Genomic DNA, 17,472 nt, shown 5'->3' with positions numbered 1-17,472 from the left:
GACCAGGCGCAACCGCGTACGCCGTACGAAGGCCCCGGCCCCTCGGAAGAGGGCGCCGGGGCCTTCGTCCTGTCAGGCCTGGACCATCCGCAGCGCGAGGTCGGCGTACAGGCTGCCGAGCGACTCGGGTTTGGTGCGGTGCGGGGTGTACCAGCGGGCGACGTCGATCGACAGGGACAGTACGGCGAGCGTCGTACCGGGGAGGTCGTCGACCGCGAACGAGCCGTCGGCGACGCCGTCGGCGAGGACCTGCTCGATCTGGGCCGAGATCGTACGGCGGATCGCCGCGACCTCGGCGAAGTGCTCGGGGGTTAGCGCGGCCAGCTCGTACTGGACGACGCGCGCGATGGTGTGGTGCTCGGCGTGCCAGGCGGTGAAGGCCGAGACCATCGCCCGCAGGCGCTCGGCGGGGGAGCCGGAGTCGGCGTCGGCGAGGACGGCGAGCGCCGCCTGGTGCCCGTACCGGCTGATCTCGAAGAGCAGCCGCTCCTTCGACGGGTAGTGGACGTAGAGCGCCGCCGGGGACATGCCGGCCCGGGACGCGATGTCGCGGGTGGTGGTCGCCTGGAAGCCGCGTTCGGCGAAGGCGTCGATGGCGCCGGTGAGCAGCCGGCGGGCGGCGGCCGGCTGGACGTGCTCCCACACGAGGGGACTGGTGACTGCGGACACGTTGACACTCTGCACCGGATTCGGGAAGCTAAGCAAGCGCTTAGCCATTTGTCTCACCCACCAGGTGACGACGGCCACAGCGCCGGACACAGCAGACCGCAGCTCGGGAGGCGCAAGCGATGGAACGGATCATCTTCGGCGAGGACCACCACGCGTTCCGGGCCAGTGCGAAGGAGTTCTGCGACCGCTCGCTGGTGCCGCGGATGGAGCAGTTCCTCGAGGAGAAGACGATCGACCGCGCGGTCTGGCTGGAGGCCGGCAAGCAGGGCTTCCTCGGGCTCGACGTCCCCGAGGAGTACGGCGGTTCGAGCGTCGGCGACTACCGGTTCAACGCGGTGTTCGCCGAGGAGGTCTCGAAGGTCTCGGCGTCGCTGTCGAGCTGCTTCGGGATCCACTACGACTGCGCCGCGCCGTACCTGGTCGACCTCGGCACCGAGGAGCAGAAGCAGCGCTGGCTGCCGAAGTTCAGCTCCGGCGAGCTGGTCGCCGCGATCGGGATGACCGAGCCGTCCGGCGGCTCCGACCTGGCCGGGCTGAAGACCAGCGCCAAGAAGGTCGACGGCGGCTGGGTGCTGAACGGCTCCAAGACCTTCATCACCAACGGCGACATGGCCGACCTGACCGTCACCGCCGCCCGGACCGACCCGAGCAAGGGCGCCAAGGGCATCACGCTGTTCGCCGTCGAGGAAGGCATGGACGGGTTCGCCCGCGGCCGCAAGCTCGACAAGGTCGGGCAGACCGAGTCCGGCACCTCGGAGCTGTTCTTCGAGGACGTGTTCGTGCCCGACGAGAACGTGCTCGGCGAGGTCGACCGCGGTTTCATCCACATGATGGAGCGGCTGGCCCAGGAACGCGTCGGGGCAGCGGTCTCGAACATCGCGCACGCCGTACAGATCCTCGACGAGACGATCGAGTACGTGAAGCAGCGCAAGGCGTTCGGTCAGCCGGTCGGGTCGTTCCAGTACAACAAGTTCCTGATCGCCGAGCTGGTCACCAAGGCCGAGGTGACCCAGGCGTACGTCGACAACGCGATCGTCGCGCACGACGAGGACCGGCTGTCGGCGGTCGACGCCGCGAAGACCAAGTGGTGGAGCGCGCAGGTGCAGAACGAGATCCTGGACGCCTGCGTCCAGCTGCACGGCGGCTACGGCTACATGAACGAGTACCGGGTGGCCCGCGCCTGGCGCGACGCCCGGGTCACCAAGATCTGGGCCGGCAGCAACGAGATCATGAAGGAACTCATCGGCCGCGACCTCGGCCTGTAGAAGGAGAACCCCCGTGCCTGAAGCAGTCATCGTCTCCACCGCGCGGTCGCCGATCGGGCGCGCCTACAAGGGATCGCTGAAGGACATCCGGCCCGACGACCTGGCCGTGCAGATGATCCAGGCCGCGGTCGAGAAGGCCGGGCTGACCGGCGACCAGGTCGAGGACCTGATGCTGGGCTGCGCCGAGCCGCACGACGAGCACGGCGGCAACATGGCCCGCCGGGTCGCCGTTCAGCTCGGCTGGGACAACACGCCCGCGACCACGGTCAACCGGTTCTGCGCGTCGTCGACGCAGACCGCGCGGATGGCGTACCACGCGATCAAGTCCGGTGAGGGCGACATCTTCGTCAGTGCCGGCGTCGAGTGCGTGTCGCGGTACAAGAACTTCGGCTCCGCCGGGGTCGGCGACCCGAGCTCGTTCAACCAGGCCTTCGCCGACGCCGTCCAGCGGACCGAGAAGTACGCCGAGACCAACGACGTCTGGCACGACCCGCGCGAGGACGGGCTGATCCCGGACATCTACATCTCGATGGGCCAGACCGCCGAGAACGTGGCGACGCTGCGCGGGATCAGCCGGGCGGATCAGGACGCGTTCGGCGTACGGTCGCAGAACCTCGCCGAGAAGGCGATCGGGAACGGCTTCTTCGAGCGCGAGATCACCCCGGTGACGCTGCCCGACGGGACGGTCGTGTCCAAGGACGACGGACCCCGCGCCGGTACGACGCTGGAGAAGGTCAGCCAGCTGCAGCCGGTCTTCCGGCCGGACGGGACCGTGACCGCGGGGAACTGCTGCCCGCTGAACGACGGCGCCGCGGCGGTCGTGATCATGAGCGACACCAAGGCGCGCGAGCTCGGACTGACGCCGCTGGCGCGGATCGTGTCGACCGGGGTCAGCGGGTTGTCGCCGGAGATCATGGGCCTCGGTCCGGTCGAGGCGTCCAAGCAGGCGCTCGCGCGGGCCGGGATGAGCATCTCCGACATCGACCTGGTCGAGATCAACGAGGCGTTCGCCGTCCAGGTGATCGGCTCGGCGCGCGAGCTCGGCATCGACGAGGACCGGCTGAACGTGCACGGCGGCGCGATCGCGCTGGGGCACCCGTTCGGTTCGACCGGCGCGCGGATCATGACCACGCTGGTGAACGGCCTGCAGTTCGAGGACAAGCAGTTCGGGCTGGAGACGATGTGCGTCGGCGGCGGCCAGGGCATGGCGATCGTGCTCGAGCGGCTCAGCTGAATCCTGTACGTCGTACCGATCGAAGAGGACACGGTTGATGGGTTTGCAGGGCCGGACGGCGATCGTCACGGGTGCGTCGCGGGGCATCGGGCTGGCGGTCGCGCAGCGGCTCGTCGCGGACGGCGCCCGGGTGGTGATCACCGGGCGCACCCAGGAGACGCTCGACGCGGCGGTGCTGGAGCTCGGCGGCGTCGAGCACGCGATCGCCGTCGCCGGGAAGGCGGCCGATCCCGACCACCGCGCCGCGGTGATCGAGACGGCGCTGGCGACGTACGGGTCGGTGGACCTGCTGGTCAACAACACCGGCATCAACCCGATCTACGGCTCGCTGCTCGACGTCGATGCCGCGGTCGCGGCGAAGATGGTCGACACGAACGTGCTGGCCACGATCGCGTGGGTGAAGGCTTGCCGCGACGCGTGGATGGGTGAGCACGGGGGATCGGTGGTCAACCTGTCGTCGGTGGCGGGGCTGGCGCCGTCCCCCGGCATCGGCTGGTACGGCGCGACGAAGGCGATGCTGTCACGCGTGACGATGGAGCTCGCGGTCGAGCTGGCGCCGACGATCCGCGTGAACGCGGTTGCGCCGGCGGTGGTGAAGACGAAGTTCGCCGGCGCGCTCTACGAGGGGCGCGAGGCCGAGGTCGCGGCGACCTATCCGATGAAGCGGTTGGGGCGGCCGGAGGATGTGGGCTCGCTGGTGTGGTTCCTGCTGTCGGACGAGGCGTCGTGGATCACGGGGCAGACGCTGACGATCGACGGCGGGCTGACGCTGAACGGTGGGATGGTCGGCTAGACCGGAGCGCCAGCGACCGGAAGGGCCTGCGTCGGGGCTTTTACTCCGCGGTCGACAGGATCAGCGAGCGGAGCTTCGTGATCGCCAAGGTCAGCGCGGTGATGGTCACGGCGACGAGCAGCACCGAGGCGATGGGGAGCTTGACCGCTGACTCCACGCGCGGAGCGTCCGTCAGCTTGCTGATCAGGGCCAGGGACCACTGCTGGACCGACAGCACCTTCGCGCCGTCGACGTACTGGCCCATCACGCTTTCCCAGAGCAGGCAGTAGATCAGGCCGATGGTCACCGCGTTGCCGGAGAAGACGGACAGCGCCGTGAAGATGGCGACGTAGGCGATGCCGGCGACCAGGGCGCCGAGGGAGAAAGCGAACGCCGTGGTGAGGTCGTGTGGGTCCAGCACGATGCCGGCGATCAGCATCGGGAGGGCGCCCAGGGCCAGGACGACGCAGATGGCGACCAGGGCCTTCGTGAGGACGATGGTGGAGCGTTTGATGGGCTTGCTGAGCAGGTAGACGATCGAGCCGTCGTCGATCTCGGAGGCGATCGCGCCGGTGCCGGCGACGAGCGCTACCAGCGGCAGGATGACGGCCAGGCCGAACATGTTGAGCAAGGCGACCTGGAGGCCGGATTTGTCGTCGACCGTCAACGCCAGCAGGACGCAGAGGCCTACGAAGACCGCGGGGAGGATGTAGAGGAGCAGCCCTCGCCGTGAGCCGAAGAGGGTGGCGAGGGTGAGGCGGACGATGGTGCGGACGACCATCAGTTCCTCCCGACCAGGTAGGAGAAGACGCTCTCGAGGGACTCGTCGGTGGGGGAGACCTCGAGCAGGCGGATGCCCAGGTCGCGGGCGAGCGCGGGCACGATGCGGCTGAAGCGTTCGAAGTCGACGACGCGGACCTGCAGCGTCGCCGCGTCGAGGTCGGCGCCGGCGGTCGACGGGTCGGCGATCAGCGCGGAGGCCAGGCGGCGGTTGTCGCTGGAACGCAGGCGGTACAGCATCGGGCGGTCCGTCATCAGCGTGCGGATCGCGCGGTAGTCACCGGAGGCCGCGTGCCGCCCGGAGACGACGACCTCGATGTGGGTCGCGACCTGCTGCACTTCCTCCAGGATGTGCGAGCTGAACAACACCGTCCGCCCGTCGCTGCCCATCTTGCGCAGCAGCTCCATGAGGTGCAGCCGTTGCCGCGGGTCCATGCCGTTGAAGGGTTCGTCGAGCAGCAGCACCGACGGCTCGTGGACGAGCGCGGCGGCCATCTTGATCCGCTGCTTCATCCCCTTCGAGTACGTCGAGATGCGCCGCCCAGCCGCATCCTCCATCGCCACCACAGCAATCGCCGCGGCCGCCGCCGCACCCGGCGAAGCGAGCCCGTGCAGCGAAGCGTTGGCCTGCACGAAAGCAGCACCCGTCAGTACGTCGTACACGGCCTCGGTCTCCGGCACCAGCCCGATCGCGGAGTACGCGCGTTCGTTCCGCCACACCGGTACGCCGTCTAGCGTGACCGCGCCGACCGACGGCGGCAGGAAGCCCGCCATCATCGTGATCAGCGTCGACTTGCCCGCACCGTTCGGCCCGAGCAGCCCGGTCACGCCCGGACCGATCGTCATCGTCACGTCGTTGACCGCGACGACGTTGCCGTACCAGCGCGACACCTTCTGGATCTCGATCACGCTCACCCGCGGGCCACCTTCGCGTAGCGCCGGTTGAGTCCCCACAGGCACAGCCCGACGACGACCAGGTAGACCGCGAGGAACACCAGCCCCTGCGTCGTGGTCGGGATCCAGCCGTCGCTGTCGTCGCGGAACAGGAACGTGCTCAGCGTCCTGGACAGCGTGAACGGCGAACCCAGGTTGGCGAACCGGGCCGCGGTGCTCTTCATGTCCTGGTCGGTGTCGAGGATCGCGGTGGTGGTGATGGTCGCGGTGAACGACACGATCAGCACGGTGATGATCGCGGCGACGGCGAAGCCGCGGCGCGGGGTCGCGGCGGCGATCAGGCCGCCGATCGCGGCGAGCAGCACCGACAGCATCAGCCCGCCGGCCAGCCCGGTCCCGAACTCGCGCGTCATGTCGACGAAGTCGAACTTGGCGAGCAGCGCACCGGCGTACAGGACGGTGAGCGGGATCGAGATCAGGATCATCAGCGCGATCACCAGCGCGCCGAACTTGGCCAGCGCATAGTCCGTACGCCGGGGCGGCCGCGCCAGGTACAGCACGATCGAGCCGTACCGCAGGTCGCGGGAGAACAGCTGCGGCGCCTGCGAGGCGAGGTAGAGCGCGATCACCGGCTGCAGGTAGAAGACGTAGTGCGCCGGGATCACCGGCGGGCTGTCGAGCTGCAGCGAGATCTCGACGCCGACGATGATCGCGACCGGCACGACCATGACCGCGAGCAGCAGGATTGGCATCACCTTGGACTTGCCGGACCGCCCGATCCCGTACGCGTGCCGAACGCTTGCCGCGAGCAACGCCTGGGTGATCGCCAGCCGACCGAGCCGCGGCCCGTCGTAGTGCCGGTACCCGATGTCGTGGATGACGCCGGTCCGCGGCGGCGGCGGAACCTGCTCAGACACTGAAGACCTCTTCCAGCCGATGCCGGTGCGGCTCGATCCGAACGATCCCGAGCCCGAGCCCGGCCACCGCGTCGCGCACCAGGTCGTACGTCGCGTCGCCGCTGATCTCGACCAGCACCAACGGTCCCTCGGCGCGAGCCCGAGCCCCGGCCCGCTCCAGCGCAGCGCCGAGCCGATCGCGACCACTCAGATCACGAACCTCCACAGCCAGTACGCCGGTCTCGCCGGTCAGCGCGGCCTTCGATTCCGACCGCAGCAGCCGCCCGCCGTCCAGGACGACGATGTGGTCGCAGACCGACTCCAGCTCGCCGAGCAGGTGCGAGGTGATCAGCACCGGAATGCCGAACTCGGTCCCGATCCGGCGCACCAGCGCGAGCATCTCGTCGCGCCCGGCCGGGTCGAGCCCGTTGGTCGGCTCGTCGAGCAGCACGAGCTTCGGGTCGTGGGTGAGCGCCTGCGCGAGCTTCACGCGCTGCTTCATCCCGGTCGAGTAGCCGCCCATCGGGCGGTAGCGCGCTTCGTCGAGCCCGACGTGGCGTAGGACGTCGGCGGCGCGTTCGCGGGCCGCGGTGGCCGGCAGGCCGGACATCTGGCCGAGGTGCACGACGAACTCGGTCGCGGAGACGTCGGGCGGCAGGCAGTCGTGCTCGGGCATGTAGCCGACGAGCGCCCGGACCGCCTCGCCGCCGGTGACCACGTCGTGTCCCAGCACGATGGCACTTCCGGCGGTCGGGGCGATCAGTCCGAGCAGGATCTTCAGCAGGGTCGACTTGCCGGCACCATTGGCTCCGACCAGCCCGGTCACGCCGGACCCCACCTCGACGGTCAACTCGTCCAGTGCCGTCACGCGGGGGTAGCGCTTGGTCAGCGCGGTGGTCGCGATCACGGGCACCCGCCAACACTAGTGCTTCGGCGGCTCGTCGCAGAATCGTCCGCCGTTGCGATCCCGTTCCAAAACCAGTAGCTCGTACGCCGCCCGCCTGGTTACCGTCGGCGGATGGAGATCAGGCCCGCTCACCCCGACGACGCCGAGGCGCTGGCCGCCGTCCGCCGCGACGTCTTCGCGTTCGCCGTGATGTCCCCGGCGACCGTCGCGCACATGATCACGACCTCGACGCCGGACGAGCAGCCGCTGCACCTGGTCGGCCTCGACGAGGGCCGCGTGGTCGCCTGGGGATCGGCCGCGATCAACACCTGGACGAGCGATCCGGGCCAGGCCGGGATCAACGTCCACGTGCATCCCGAGCACCGCCTGCGCGGCATCGGCGGAGCCCTGTCGGACCGCCTGCACGAGCACCTGCAGGAGATCGGCGCCGTCCGGGCGCGTGCGTTCGCGTCGTCGTCCGGTGTCGAGTTCGCCAAGCGGCGCGGGTACGACGGCACCCGGCAGATGCACTACTCCGGGATCGACCTGCGGCAACCGCTGCCCGACCAGCCGCCGACGCCGGACGGGATCGAGCTGGTCGGCCTCGACCAGGTGACCGCCCGGCAGGCGTACCTGGTGGACTCGATCGCAGGTCTGGACGAGCCGGGTGACTCACCCTCCGACGCGGTCGAGTTCGACCAGTGGGTGCAGGAGATCTGGGAGAGTCCCGGGCTGGACAAGGCGTTGTCGGTGGCGGCGCTGGCCGGTGACGAGATCGTCGCCTACCACGCCGTCGAGACGGCCGGTGACCGCGCCTGGGCCGGGATGACCGGCACGCTTCCGGCGTACCGGGGCAAGGGGCTGGCGAAGCTGGTGAAGTCGGTCGCGCTGCGGCGGGCGGCGGCGGCCGGGATCGTCGGCGCGTTCACCTCCAACGACGACGAGAACGGTCCGATGCTTGCCGTGAACAACTGGCTCGGCTACCGCCGGGTGGAGACCCAGACCGGCCTGCTGCGGTTGCTCTGACCGGGCTCCTGCTCACGCTGCGAAGTTTGCCCGGATGTTTACGGCGGTCCAGTCCGGATCGACCCGGCGCAGGAGATATCTTCCCCAGTACTTCGGTGGAAGGAGTTCCGATGGAGATCAGGCCGCCTCAGCTGGGTGACGCCGAGTCTGCGCTGGCGCTGCACCTCCTGGTCGCGCCGTTCCTGGCGACCACCGCCTCGGCGCTGCGCCGGCGGCTCAGCACACTGAGGAACGAGCCGGGCTCCGCGGTGTTCGCCGCGCTCGACGGCGACCAGGTGGTCGGCTGGACGAGCACCGGGCTGATCGACGGCTCGGACCCGCTCGACGGGCAGCTGCGGCTGATCGTCCACCCGGAGCACCGCGGCCGTGGCGCCGGTACGGCGTTGCTGGAGCTGGCCCACGAGAACCTGAAGGCCGGCGGCGCCGTCACGTCGCGGGTCTTCGCCGACCCGGAGTCGTCGGGCTGGGCGTCGCAGTGGGGCTACCGCGAGACCCGCCGGGTGCACTACGCGAGCATGGCCCCGGCCGACGCGCCCGCGCTGCCGCCGGTCCCCGAGGGAATGCGGTTGTCGCCGCTGAACGAGGTCGATCCGCACCGGGTCTGGGAGGCCGACGTGATCGCCCAGCGGACCAAGCCCGGTGACGCGAAGATCGCCGGCCGCTCGTACGAGAGCTGGTTGGAGGCGATCTGGGAGTCGCCGGCCATGGTGCTCGATCTGAGCACGGCACTGCTCGACGCGGACGGCCGGGTGATCGCGTTCACGCTGGGCAACGGCGACCACGAGAAGATCTGGTCGCAGATGACCGCGACCCTGCCGGAGTACCGCGGCCAGGGACTGGGCAGGCTGGTGAAGTGCGCGGCGCTGCACCGCGCGGCGGAGGCCGGGGTGACCGGCATGTACACCGCCAACTACGACGGAAACGGACCGATGATCGCTGTCAACGAGTGGCTGGGCTACACCCGGACCGCCACCCACGCCGTCCTGATCGCACCGCTGTGACCGGGCAGATCCTCGCCCTCGGTGGCGGCGGTTTCTCGATGGAGCCGGACAACCCGCTGCTCGACGACTATTTGTTGTCCTTGGCAAGGAACACCGAGCGGCCGCGAGTCTGTTTCGTGCCGACCGCCAGCGGTGACGCCGAGGGCTACAGCCAGCGCTTCCGGGACGCCTTTGGCCCGGACCGCGCCGAGGCCTCGGTGCTGAACCTGTTCCAGCGCGAGGTCGTCGACCTCGAGGAGTTCGTCCGCGGCCAGGACGTGATCTACGTCGGCGGCGGCAGTACGGCGAACCTGCTGGCGGTCTGGCGCGTGCACGGGCTCGACCGCGCGCTCAAGGCGGCGTACGACGACGGCGTGGTGCTGGCCGGGATCAGCGCCGGGATGAACTGCTGGTTCGAGGCCTCGGTCACCGACTCGTTCGACGTGAACAGCCTGGCGCCGCTGGAAGACGGCCTCGGCCTGCTGCCCGGCAGCGCCTGCCCGCACTACGACGGCGAGGAGCTGCGCCGCGGCACGTACCTCGACCTGGTCGGCAAGGGGTTCCCCGGCGGGTACGCCGCCGAGGACAGCGTCGGGCTGCACTTCCGCGACGGCGAGCTGGTCGCGGCCGTCACGTCGACGCCGGGCAAGGCCGCGTACGCCGTACGGGCTGGTGACGGCGGCGTGGTCGAAGAACCGCTGGCCGTGCGCTACCTAGGGGACCAGTAGGACGACGGTCTCGGCGACGCAGGCCGGCTTGGTCGAGCCCTCCAGCTCGACGACCCACTGCAGGGACACCTGTACGCCGGCCGGCGTCTCCTGCGCGCCCGCGATCGACGCACCGGCCCGGACCCGCGCGCCGACCGGGACCGGCGTCGGGAAGCGGACCTTGTTGACGCCGTAGTTGAGCTTCGCCGAGACGCCGTCGACGTCGAACAGCTCCGCGCCGAAGCGGGCGATCAGGCTGAGCGTCAGGTACCCGTGGGCGATCGTGCCGCCGTACGGGCCGGCGGCGGCGCGCTCGACGTCGACGTGGATCCACTGGTGGTCACCGGTCGCCTCGGCGAACTGGTTCACCTGCTCCTGGGTGATCTCCAGCCACTCGGTCTCGCCGAGCTGGGTGCCGACGGCGCCGACGACAGCGTCGACGCCGGTGAAGGTGCGGGGCATCAGGATCTCCTAGTTGCGGGGGCCGCCGGCGACGTACAGGACCTGGCCGGACACGAAGCCCGACTCCTCGCTGCAGAAGAACGACGCGGCGGCCGCGATGTCGGCCGGCGTACCGGTGCGCTGGACCGGGATCGCCGCGGCGGTCGCCTTCTTGAACTCCTCGAAGTCGATCCCGACCCGGGCCGCGGTCGCCGCGGTCATGTCGGTCTCGATGAAGCCCGGCGCGATCGCGTTCGCGGTGACGCCGAACTTGCCCAGCTCGAAGGCCAGCGTCTTGGCCAGGCCCTGCAGACCGGCCTTCGCCGAGGCGTAGTTCGCCTGGCCGCGGTTGCCCAGCGCCGACGTCGAGGACAGGAAGACCATCCGGCCGTAGCCCGCCTCGACCATGTGCGCCTGGCAGGCCTTCGACATCAGGAAACTGCCCTTGAGATGCACCGACATCACGGTGTCCCAGTCGTCCTCGGACATCTTGAACAGCAGGTTGTCGCGCAGGACGCCGGCGTTGTTGACCAGGATCGTCGGCGCGCCCAACTCGGCCACCACCCGCTCGACCGCGGCGGCCACCTGGTCGGACTGACTGACGTCGCAGCCGATCGCGACGGCCTTGCCGCCGGCCGCGGTGATCGCCTCGACCGTGCCCGCGCAGGCCGCCTCGTCCAGATCCAGGACGGCGACGGCGTTGCCGTCCGCGGCGAGCCGCTGCGCCACCGCGGCGCCGATTCCCCGGGCCGCCCCGGTCACGACCGCCACCCGCTGCTGCTCGCTCATCGCCACCTACTCCTGAGTTCGGTTTGGTATCCGGGATGACATTACCCACGTCGCGCCGGTCCGGGGTGCCTTGGATGCGATGATCCCCGTGTGGATCATCACAACCGGCACGTCTACCACTGCCCGCTGCGCTGGGGGGACATGGACGCGCTCGGCCACGTGAACAACGGCCGGTACGTCGACTACCTGCAGGACGCCCGCGTCGACTTCCTGTTCCGGACCGCCAAGGAGCTCGGCGCCGACGACCTGGAGACCGGGCTGCTGGTCGCCCGGCACGAGGTGCAGTACCGGGCCGCGCTGCGGTTCCGGCCCGAGCCGGTGCGGATCGAGCTGTGGATCTCGGAGATCCGCGCGGCGTCGTTCACGGTCGACTACGAGATCTGCGACGACGGGCCCGCGGGCCGTACGACGTACGTCGAGGCCAAGACCCGGCTGGTGCCGTTCGACTTCACGGCGAACCGGCTGCGGCGGATCACGCCGGTGGAGCGCGAGGCGCTGTCGAAGCTGGTGGGCGCATGACCTTCACGCATCCCGTGCTCGTGCGGTGGTCGGACATCGACTCCTACGACCACGTCAACAACGTGCGGTACTTCGACTACCTGCAGGAGGCCCGGATCGCGTTCCTGGCCGAGGTGTTCGGGGTCGGCGTGCACGAGTTCTTCGGTACGTCGCCGGTGGTGCTGGTCAGCCAGACCGTGGACTACCTGCGGCCGATCCTGCTCCGGCACCCGCCGTACGACGTGGAGGTGTGGGTGTCGGCGATCGGCACCTCGTCGTACACGCTGCAGTCGCGGATCGTGGACCACGAGGAGGGGCTGACGTACTGCAAGGCCACCTCGGTGCTGGTCACGGTGACCGCGGACACGCACGCCAAACGGCCGCTCGACGAGGCCGAGCGGGCAGCCCTCGGCGCGCACGTTTCGGTGGCTTGAGACACTGAGTGGCGATGAGTGAGCCACAGAGCTTCTACGACGCCGTAGGCGGGGCGGACACGTTCCACCGGCTGATCGCCGCGTTCTACCGCGGCGTCGCGGCCGACCCGGAACTGCGCCCGATGTACCCGGAGGAGGACCTCGGCCCGGCCGAGGTGCGGTTCCGGATGTTCCTCGAGCAGTACTGGGGCGGGCCGCGGACCTACTCCGAGCAGCGCGGGCACCCCCGGCTGCGGATGCGGCACCACCCGTTCGCCGTCACCCCGAGCGCACGGGACCGCTGGCTGGGTCACATGCGGGCCGCCCTGGACGAGATCGCCCTGTCACCGGAGCGGGACGAGGAGATCTGGAAGTACATGGTGATGGCCGCGCACAGCATGGTGAACACCGACGAACCGACGTACCCGGGCGCGATCGACGTGTCCGAGAACCAGAGCTAGGGAGACACACGAGCATGGCAACAGTTCGCACTGCCAAGGCCCACTGGGAAGGCTCGCTGATGGAGGGCGCCGGCCAGGTCGCCCTGGAGTCGTCCGGGATCGGCACGTACGACGTGTCCTGGGCCTCGCGGGCCAACGACGCGAACGGCAAGACCAGCCCCGAGGAGCTGATCGCCGCCGCGCACTCCACCTGCTTCTCGATGGCGCTGTCGCACGCGCTGGCCGGCGCCGGCAACGCGCCGGAGTCGATCGACACCACCGCCGACGTCACCTTCCAGCCCGGCGAGGGCATCACCGGCATCAAGCTCTCGGTCAACGGCAAGGTCCCCGGCCTGACCGCCGACCAGTTCGCCGAGTTCGCTGAGCAGGCCAAGAAGAACTGCCCGGTCTCCCAGGCGCTGGCCGCCGTGAACATCACCTTGGACGTCACCTTCACGGCCTGACGTTCACGCAGTACGCCGAACGGCGCCGGTTCCCCTGTCGGGAACCGGCGCCGTTTTCAGTCGGGTGGGGTGTGGCCGCCGGACGGGCGGCTGTGAGCTTCGGCCGGCGGCGGGGGCTCTTCCGGAGCCTCGAGCACCTGTTGTTCTTCCTCGCGTTCCGTTGCCGAGCCGACGCCGGACGGGCCGCCCCCGGGGTCGCGGTTGGTGAGGTTGCCGATGCGGAGGACCTCGCCGTTGCGGACGTACCAGATGGTGCCGTCCTCGCCGCGCAGGCGGGTGACGCGCAGGCCGACGGCTTCGACGACGCCGGTGGCCTTCTCCATGTCGATCAGGTCGCCGACGCCGTACTGGTCCTCGAAGATCATGAAGATGCCGGCCAGGAAGTCCTTGACCAGTGTCTGGGCGCCGAAGCCGAGCGCGACGCCGATGATGGAGGCCGACGCGACCACCGGCAGGATGTTGAAGCCGAGCTCGGCCAGCACCATCACCACCGTGACGGCGGTCAGCACGATCGTCACCGTGCTGCACAGCAGCGACGCGATCGTCTCGGCGCGCTGCGCCCTCCGTTCGTTGGCGAGCGTGTTCTCGACGAACTCCTGACCCCGTTTCGACCGGGCCAGGACACCGGCGACGGCGCCGTTGCCGGTCCGCCGGGCGAACCGGCGGATCGCCTTGTGCAGCAGCCAGCGCAGCACGAAGAAGGCCAGGACCAGCCCGACGATCCGGGCCGGGACCATGACGACCTGGTCGGTGACCTCGAGCTTGCCGTCGTTACCGCGCCGGAAGAAGGTCGGGAACTGCTCCGGCAGCGAAAGCAGGGGGTGACTGAGCAGGGACACGGGGTAGCTGAGCAGAATAGGCATCTCGCCGCCCTACTGTAGTGACCACCGCCTGAACTCACGAACCCAATCGCAGGAGGAAAGACGGTCTATGCCGAGCAGGCTGGATGACGAGCTCTTGCGTCTGGTGAGCGCGGGGGTGCTCCGCCAGTACCAGGCGGACGCGCTGCGCGACGCGGCCGACGCTGACAGTGCGGAGCCGGCGGCCAAGCAGCCTGAGACGCCCGCTCTGAAGCAGCCCCGCCCGGCTTCACCGCACAGCTCCGCGCTGATGGAGGTGCTCGGCTACATCGGCGGCGCTCTCCTCCTCGGCGCCGTGGCCCTTCTCACGGTCGCCAACTGGGGTGAGATGGGCCGAGCCGCCCGCATCACCACCGGTACGAGCGCAGCCGTCCTCCTCCTTGCAGCAGCCGTCGTGCTCGGCCTGTTCCGTCGCCGTGAGCAGCTGAGCTCAGCGCTCGCTTCGCTCGGCTGCTGCGTCGCCGGCTTCGCCACGTACGTCGCGATCGAGGGGGAGACCGGCCGGATCGTCGGTGTCGCGGTCGCTCTCGCGCTGGCTGTGGCCGGCGTCTGGTGGTTGCAGGGCTCGTCGCTGCTGGTGGCGATGTTCGCCATCCTCGCTGTCGGCGTGCTGGTGATCACCAGCGACGTGCTGACCCCCGCCGACAGCGTGCACACCAACAGCGCGGGCATCGCCGGCACCGGCTTCATCCTGGTCGCCTTCGTGCTGGCCATGGTCGGCCTGGTCCGCGACCAGGTGACCTCCTGGTCGCTGGCGGGCGCGGCGATGTTCAGCTCGTCGATCTGCTGGCTGATCCAGGAGCGCGGCGAGATCATGGCGCTCGCCGTCGGTACGGCGGGCCCGGCGGCGCTGCTGGTCGCGTACGGCCGGGTGCACGCGTCGTCGTACGCCGTGGTCGGCTGCTCGATCCTGCTGGTGATCTGGCCGACCGCGCTCTACCAGCTCACCGACAACGTGGCGGGCGTGGCCATCGGGCTGGTGGTCGCCAGCGCCGGACTGCTGGTCGCCGTACTCGTGCTGTCGCGTCGCCAGCGGCGGGCCACGTGAAGGTCGTCGTACTCGGCGCAGGGATCAGTGGGCTCTCCACGGCCCTGCTCCTGCGCGAGCGCGGCGACGACGTCGTCGTGGTGAGCGCCGATGCCACCGAGGCGACCACCTCCCACCTGGCTGCGGCAGTGTGGTTCCCCACCTCAGCTGGGCCGGCTGACAAGGTCGCCTCCTGGGGCAGTACGACGTACGACGTCCTGGCCCGCGAAGCCGCCGACCACGTCCCCGGCGTCGTGATGCGCGAGTCGCTCGTCGTCTACCGCGAGGAGCCCGGCCCGCAGCCCTGGGCCGCTGCAGTCGGCGAAGTCCGACCAGCAACGCCCGATGAGCTTCCCGCCGGTTACTCCCACGGCCTGCGCTTCGCCGTCCCCTTGGTCGAAATGCCCACCTACCTCCCGCGCCTGCACCAGCGCTACCTCGACACCGGCGGCCACCACCTCGTACGCCGGGCAGCCGCGCTCACCGACCTCCTCGACCTCCAGCCCGACGCCATCGTCAACTGCGCCGGCCTGGCCGCAGGCGAGCTGGTCGGCGACCGTACGACGTACCCGATCCGCGGCCAGATCGTCCGCGTCCGCAACCCCGGCCTGACGCTGTCGGTCCGCGACGAGCACCATCCGGCGGGCCGCGCCTACGTTCATCCGCGCACCGACGACTGCATCCTCGGCGGCACGCTCGACCAGGGCAGCTGGGACACCGCCGTCGACGACGCGACCACCGCCTCGATCGTGCAGCGCTGCACGGACCTGGTTCCAGCGCTGGCCGGTGCCGAGGTCATCGAGGCGCTGGTCGGTCTCCGCCCCGGCCGGCCCGAGGTGCGGCTGGAGCGGGACGAGCAGCTCATTCCTGGCGTTCCGGTGGTCCACAACTACGGCCACGGCGGCAGCGGCATCACCCTGGGCTGGGGCTGCGCTCAGGACGCGGTCAGCCTCGTGTGACCTTCAGTCCGCGCAGCGACAGCGTCCCGTCGAGCGAGCCGCGGCCCAGGTGCAGGTAGCCGCCCCGGAACGCCGTGTCGTTCACGGTGATCCGCGCCGGCTTGTCCAGCCGGCTCCAGGCCAGCTTGGTCGGCGTGACCTCCAGCCGGAACTTCATCCACCGGCCGCGGACCGGCTCGGCCGTCACCTCTGAGCCGAGCAGCGTCCCGGACCCTTTGCCGACCCTGTGCTCGTACAGCCCGAGCTCGCCGTCCCGCTGCAGGATCGCGTGGTAGCCGTTGGAGACACCGAGCCGGTGCTCGTAGTAGCGGTCGTCGGTGTGCCCGAAGGCCAGCGTCAGGTTCGCCGCCGGGTCCTCCGGCAGGACGTCGTACGACGCCTCGAACTCGATCGTGTACGCCGGCGCGGTGATCGGCCCGAGGTTCCCCAGCGTCAGGAAGTGCTGCGCCTTGCTGGCAGCGAGCCGGACAGAGCCGCCCGGTCCCCACTGCAGCGCGAAGCGGTCGTCGTACGGGTCTCTGGTCAGTTCACCCGCTACCGCGAGGCCGCGTGACCACTGGTCGGCCACACCGACCTCTGTCTTGCCGAGCAGGTAGGCGATGTTCGAGGTGACCGCACCGGTCATGCCGACCGCGTTGTAGTGGGTCAGGTCGGAGCGGCGGTGCAGCGGGTACGGCCAGATGGTCATCCCGGTGGCGACGGCCTCCTCGACCAGCGACGGCGCCAGATAGCCGCCTGGCCCGGAGTTCGGTACGACGATCGCGTCGGTGCGCGGCGACAGCAGGCTGGCCACCGTCTGCACCGACTCGGCGGTCATCTCCGCCGGTGTCGTGTAGTACGCGAAGACGCCCAGGCCCTGGCTCTTCGCCTCGGTGATCCGCTTGCTGCGGTAGTAGGCCTTGAGCATCACCGACGTCTCCAGCCGGTGCTTGGCGATCATCGCCATCATCGGCGCGTGGGCCCGGTCGTCCTTGGCCTCGACGCAGAGGATCGCCCGGCCGCCGAAGCGTTTGAGCACGTCCTCGAACAGCGGTACCCGGGCCTTCGTGCTCTGCCAGTACGGGCCCAGCCGAGCGACGTCGATCCAGCCCTTCTGCAGGTCGGCGTAGCTGATGCCACTGAGCTTGCCGGCCAGGTTGGTGGTCCGGTCGACGCTCTGGTCGTGCAGGCAGACCAGCACATTGTCGGAGGTGAGCCCGACGCTCACCTCCATCGCGCGGGCACCAGCGTCGTACGCCGCCTGGTACGACTCCATGCTGTGCTCGGGGAACACGTCACCGATGCCACGGTGCGCGACCAGGTACTTGTCACCGCGGTCGGCGGCCCAGTCGTCCAGCGTGAGTCCGCCGGGCTCCGACGAGTCCAGGTCCGCCGCGTCAGCGCCGCGACAACCAGTAGCCACCGCACCTACAGCCAGTGCGCCCAACCAGCCCAGCGTCGTACGACGTGTGATCTCCATGCGTGTCCTCCCG

General features: G+C 69.9%; 21 protein-coding genes. 12 read left to right on the top strand and 9 right to left on the bottom strand.

The annotated features are described in order from the left end of the window. Positions 1-72: 72 nt before the first annotated feature. On the bottom strand, positions 73-669 hold the full coding sequence (locus tag AB0M01_RS32350) for a TetR/AcrR family transcriptional regulator (protein ID WP_363676274.1): 597 nt from the start codon (positions 667-669) through the stop codon (positions 73-75). 119 nt (positions 670-788) lie between these two features. On the opposite strand from AB0M01_RS32350, the gene AB0M01_RS32345 reads away from it, so the two are divergent. Genes AB0M01_RS32345 through AB0M01_RS32335 form a run of 3 tightly spaced genes read left to right on the top strand, consistent with a single transcriptional unit; the run spans position 789 to position 3,961 of the window. Continuing rightward, positions 789-1,934, top strand: coding sequence for an acyl-CoA dehydrogenase family protein (locus AB0M01_RS32345; protein ID WP_363676273.1), 1,146 nt, complete (start codon positions 789-791; stop codon positions 1,932-1,934). A 13-nt stretch (positions 1,935-1,947) separates the two neighbouring features. Continuing rightward, a complete protein-coding gene (locus tag AB0M01_RS32340; RefSeq protein WP_363676272.1) occupies positions 1,948-3,168 on the top strand; it encodes an acetyl-CoA C-acetyltransferase in 1,221 nt (406 codons plus the stop codon). A gap of 37 nt (positions 3,169-3,205) precedes the next feature. Continuing rightward, entirely contained in the window at positions 3,206-3,961 is a 756-nt protein-coding gene (locus AB0M01_RS32335) for an SDR family oxidoreductase (protein ID WP_363676271.1), read from the top strand. Between the two features lie 40 nt (positions 3,962-4,001). Here AB0M01_RS32335 and AB0M01_RS32330 read toward each other — a convergent pair whose 3' ends face one another. From AB0M01_RS32330 to AB0M01_RS32315, 4 genes are read right to left on the bottom strand one after another with little or no spacing between them, the layout of a single operon-like run. Then, complete coding sequence (locus AB0M01_RS32330) at positions 4,002-4,721, bottom strand: ABC transporter permease subunit (RefSeq protein WP_363676270.1); 720 nt, start codon at positions 4,719-4,721, stop codon at positions 4,002-4,004. After that, entirely contained in the window at positions 4,721-5,635 is a 915-nt protein-coding gene (locus AB0M01_RS32325; RefSeq protein WP_363676269.1) for an ABC transporter ATP-binding protein, read from the bottom strand. Before AB0M01_RS32325 ends, AB0M01_RS32330 begins: the two co-directional genes overlap by 1 nt. Then, on the bottom strand, positions 5,632-6,531 hold the full coding sequence (locus AB0M01_RS32320; protein ID WP_363676268.1) for an ABC transporter permease subunit: 900 nt from the start codon (positions 6,529-6,531) through the stop codon (positions 5,632-5,634). The genes AB0M01_RS32325 and AB0M01_RS32320 overlap by 4 nt, the downstream gene beginning before the upstream one ends. Next, positions 6,524-7,423, bottom strand: coding sequence for an ABC transporter ATP-binding protein (locus AB0M01_RS32315; protein ID WP_363676267.1), 900 nt, complete (start codon positions 7,421-7,423; stop codon positions 6,524-6,526). The genes AB0M01_RS32320 and AB0M01_RS32315 overlap by 8 nt, the downstream gene beginning before the upstream one ends. A 105-nt stretch (positions 7,424-7,528) precedes the next feature. Here AB0M01_RS32315 and AB0M01_RS32310 point away from each other — a divergent pair, with 105 nt between their 5' ends. The 3 genes from AB0M01_RS32310 to AB0M01_RS32300 all read left to right on the top strand — a co-directional run bounded on the left by AB0M01_RS32310 (position 7,529) and on the right by AB0M01_RS32300 (position 10,130). Further along, positions 7,529-8,422, top strand: a complete 894-nt coding sequence (locus AB0M01_RS32310) for a GNAT family N-acetyltransferase (protein ID WP_363676266.1) — start codon at positions 7,529-7,531, stop codon at positions 8,420-8,422. A gap of 110 nt (positions 8,423-8,532) precedes the next feature. Next, a complete protein-coding gene (locus AB0M01_RS32305; RefSeq protein WP_363676265.1) occupies positions 8,533-9,423 on the top strand; it encodes a GNAT family N-acetyltransferase in 891 nt (296 codons plus the stop codon). Continuing rightward, entirely contained in the window at positions 9,420-10,130 is a 711-nt protein-coding gene (locus AB0M01_RS32300) for a peptidase E (protein ID WP_363676264.1), read from the top strand. Before AB0M01_RS32305 ends, AB0M01_RS32300 begins: the two co-directional genes overlap by 4 nt. Here the strand turns inward: AB0M01_RS32300 and AB0M01_RS32295 are convergent. After that, complete coding sequence (locus tag AB0M01_RS32295; protein WP_363676263.1) at positions 10,116-10,571, bottom strand: MaoC family dehydratase; 456 nt, start codon at positions 10,569-10,571, stop codon at positions 10,116-10,118. The two genes, AB0M01_RS32300 and AB0M01_RS32295, sit on opposite strands and share 15 nt — an antisense overlap. A 9-nt stretch (positions 10,572-10,580) precedes the next feature. Beyond that, positions 10,581-11,339: an SDR family oxidoreductase gene (locus AB0M01_RS32290; protein WP_363676262.1), complete on the bottom strand. Its 759-nt coding sequence runs from the start codon at positions 11,337-11,339 to the stop codon at positions 10,581-10,583. A gap of 90 nt (positions 11,340-11,429) precedes the next feature. Between AB0M01_RS32290 and AB0M01_RS32285 the strand changes: the two genes are divergently transcribed. From AB0M01_RS32285 to AB0M01_RS32270, 4 genes are read left to right on the top strand one after another with little or no spacing between them, the layout of a single operon-like run. Beyond that, entirely contained in the window at positions 11,430-11,858 is a 429-nt protein-coding gene (locus tag AB0M01_RS32285; RefSeq protein WP_363676261.1) for a thioesterase family protein, read from the top strand. Beyond that, positions 11,855-12,271 (top strand): acyl-CoA thioesterase, encoded by a 417-nt coding sequence (locus tag AB0M01_RS32280; protein ID WP_363676260.1) that lies wholly within the window; start codon positions 11,855-11,857, stop codon positions 12,269-12,271. Before AB0M01_RS32285 ends, AB0M01_RS32280 begins: the two co-directional genes overlap by 4 nt. 14 nt (positions 12,272-12,285) lie before the next feature. Next, positions 12,286-12,711: a globin gene (locus AB0M01_RS32275; protein ID WP_363676259.1), complete on the top strand. Its 426-nt coding sequence runs from the start codon at positions 12,286-12,288 to the stop codon at positions 12,709-12,711. Positions 12,712-12,725: 14 nt separating this feature from the next. After that, a complete protein-coding gene (locus tag AB0M01_RS32270; RefSeq protein ID WP_363676258.1) occupies positions 12,726-13,154 on the top strand; it encodes an OsmC family protein in 429 nt (142 codons plus the stop codon). A 56-nt stretch (positions 13,155-13,210) separates the two neighbouring features. On the opposite strand, the gene AB0M01_RS32265 is transcribed toward AB0M01_RS32270, so the two are convergent. Further along, positions 13,211-14,017: a mechanosensitive ion channel domain-containing protein gene (locus tag AB0M01_RS32265; protein WP_363676257.1), complete on the bottom strand. Its 807-nt coding sequence runs from the start codon at positions 14,015-14,017 to the stop codon at positions 13,211-13,213. 67 nt (positions 14,018-14,084) lie between these two features. Between AB0M01_RS32265 and AB0M01_RS32260 the strand changes: the two genes are divergently transcribed. Beyond that, positions 14,085-15,062 (top strand): DUF2157 domain-containing protein, encoded by a 978-nt coding sequence (locus AB0M01_RS32260; RefSeq protein ID WP_363676256.1) that lies wholly within the window; start codon positions 14,085-14,087, stop codon positions 15,060-15,062. After that, complete coding sequence (locus AB0M01_RS32255) at positions 15,059-16,000, top strand: FAD-dependent oxidoreductase (RefSeq protein ID WP_363676255.1); 942 nt, start codon at positions 15,059-15,061, stop codon at positions 15,998-16,000. Before AB0M01_RS32260 ends, AB0M01_RS32255 begins: the two co-directional genes overlap by 4 nt. Here the strand turns inward: AB0M01_RS32255 and AB0M01_RS32250 are convergent. Continuing rightward, positions 15,987-17,459 (bottom strand): glycerophosphodiester phosphodiesterase family protein, encoded by a 1,473-nt coding sequence (locus AB0M01_RS32250; RefSeq protein WP_363676254.1) that lies wholly within the window; start codon positions 17,457-17,459, stop codon positions 15,987-15,989. The two genes, AB0M01_RS32255 and AB0M01_RS32250, sit on opposite strands and share 14 nt — an antisense overlap. Positions 17,460-17,472 lie beyond the last annotated feature (13 nt).

Origin of the sequence: Kribbella sp. NPDC051770 (genome assembly GCF_040681455.1) — a bacterium.
Lineage (GTDB): Bacteria > Actinomycetota > Actinomycetes > Propionibacteriales > Kribbellaceae > Kribbella.
Note: the sequence above shows the minus strand (reverse complement) of the source record. Positions and strands in the feature narration are given on the sequence as shown.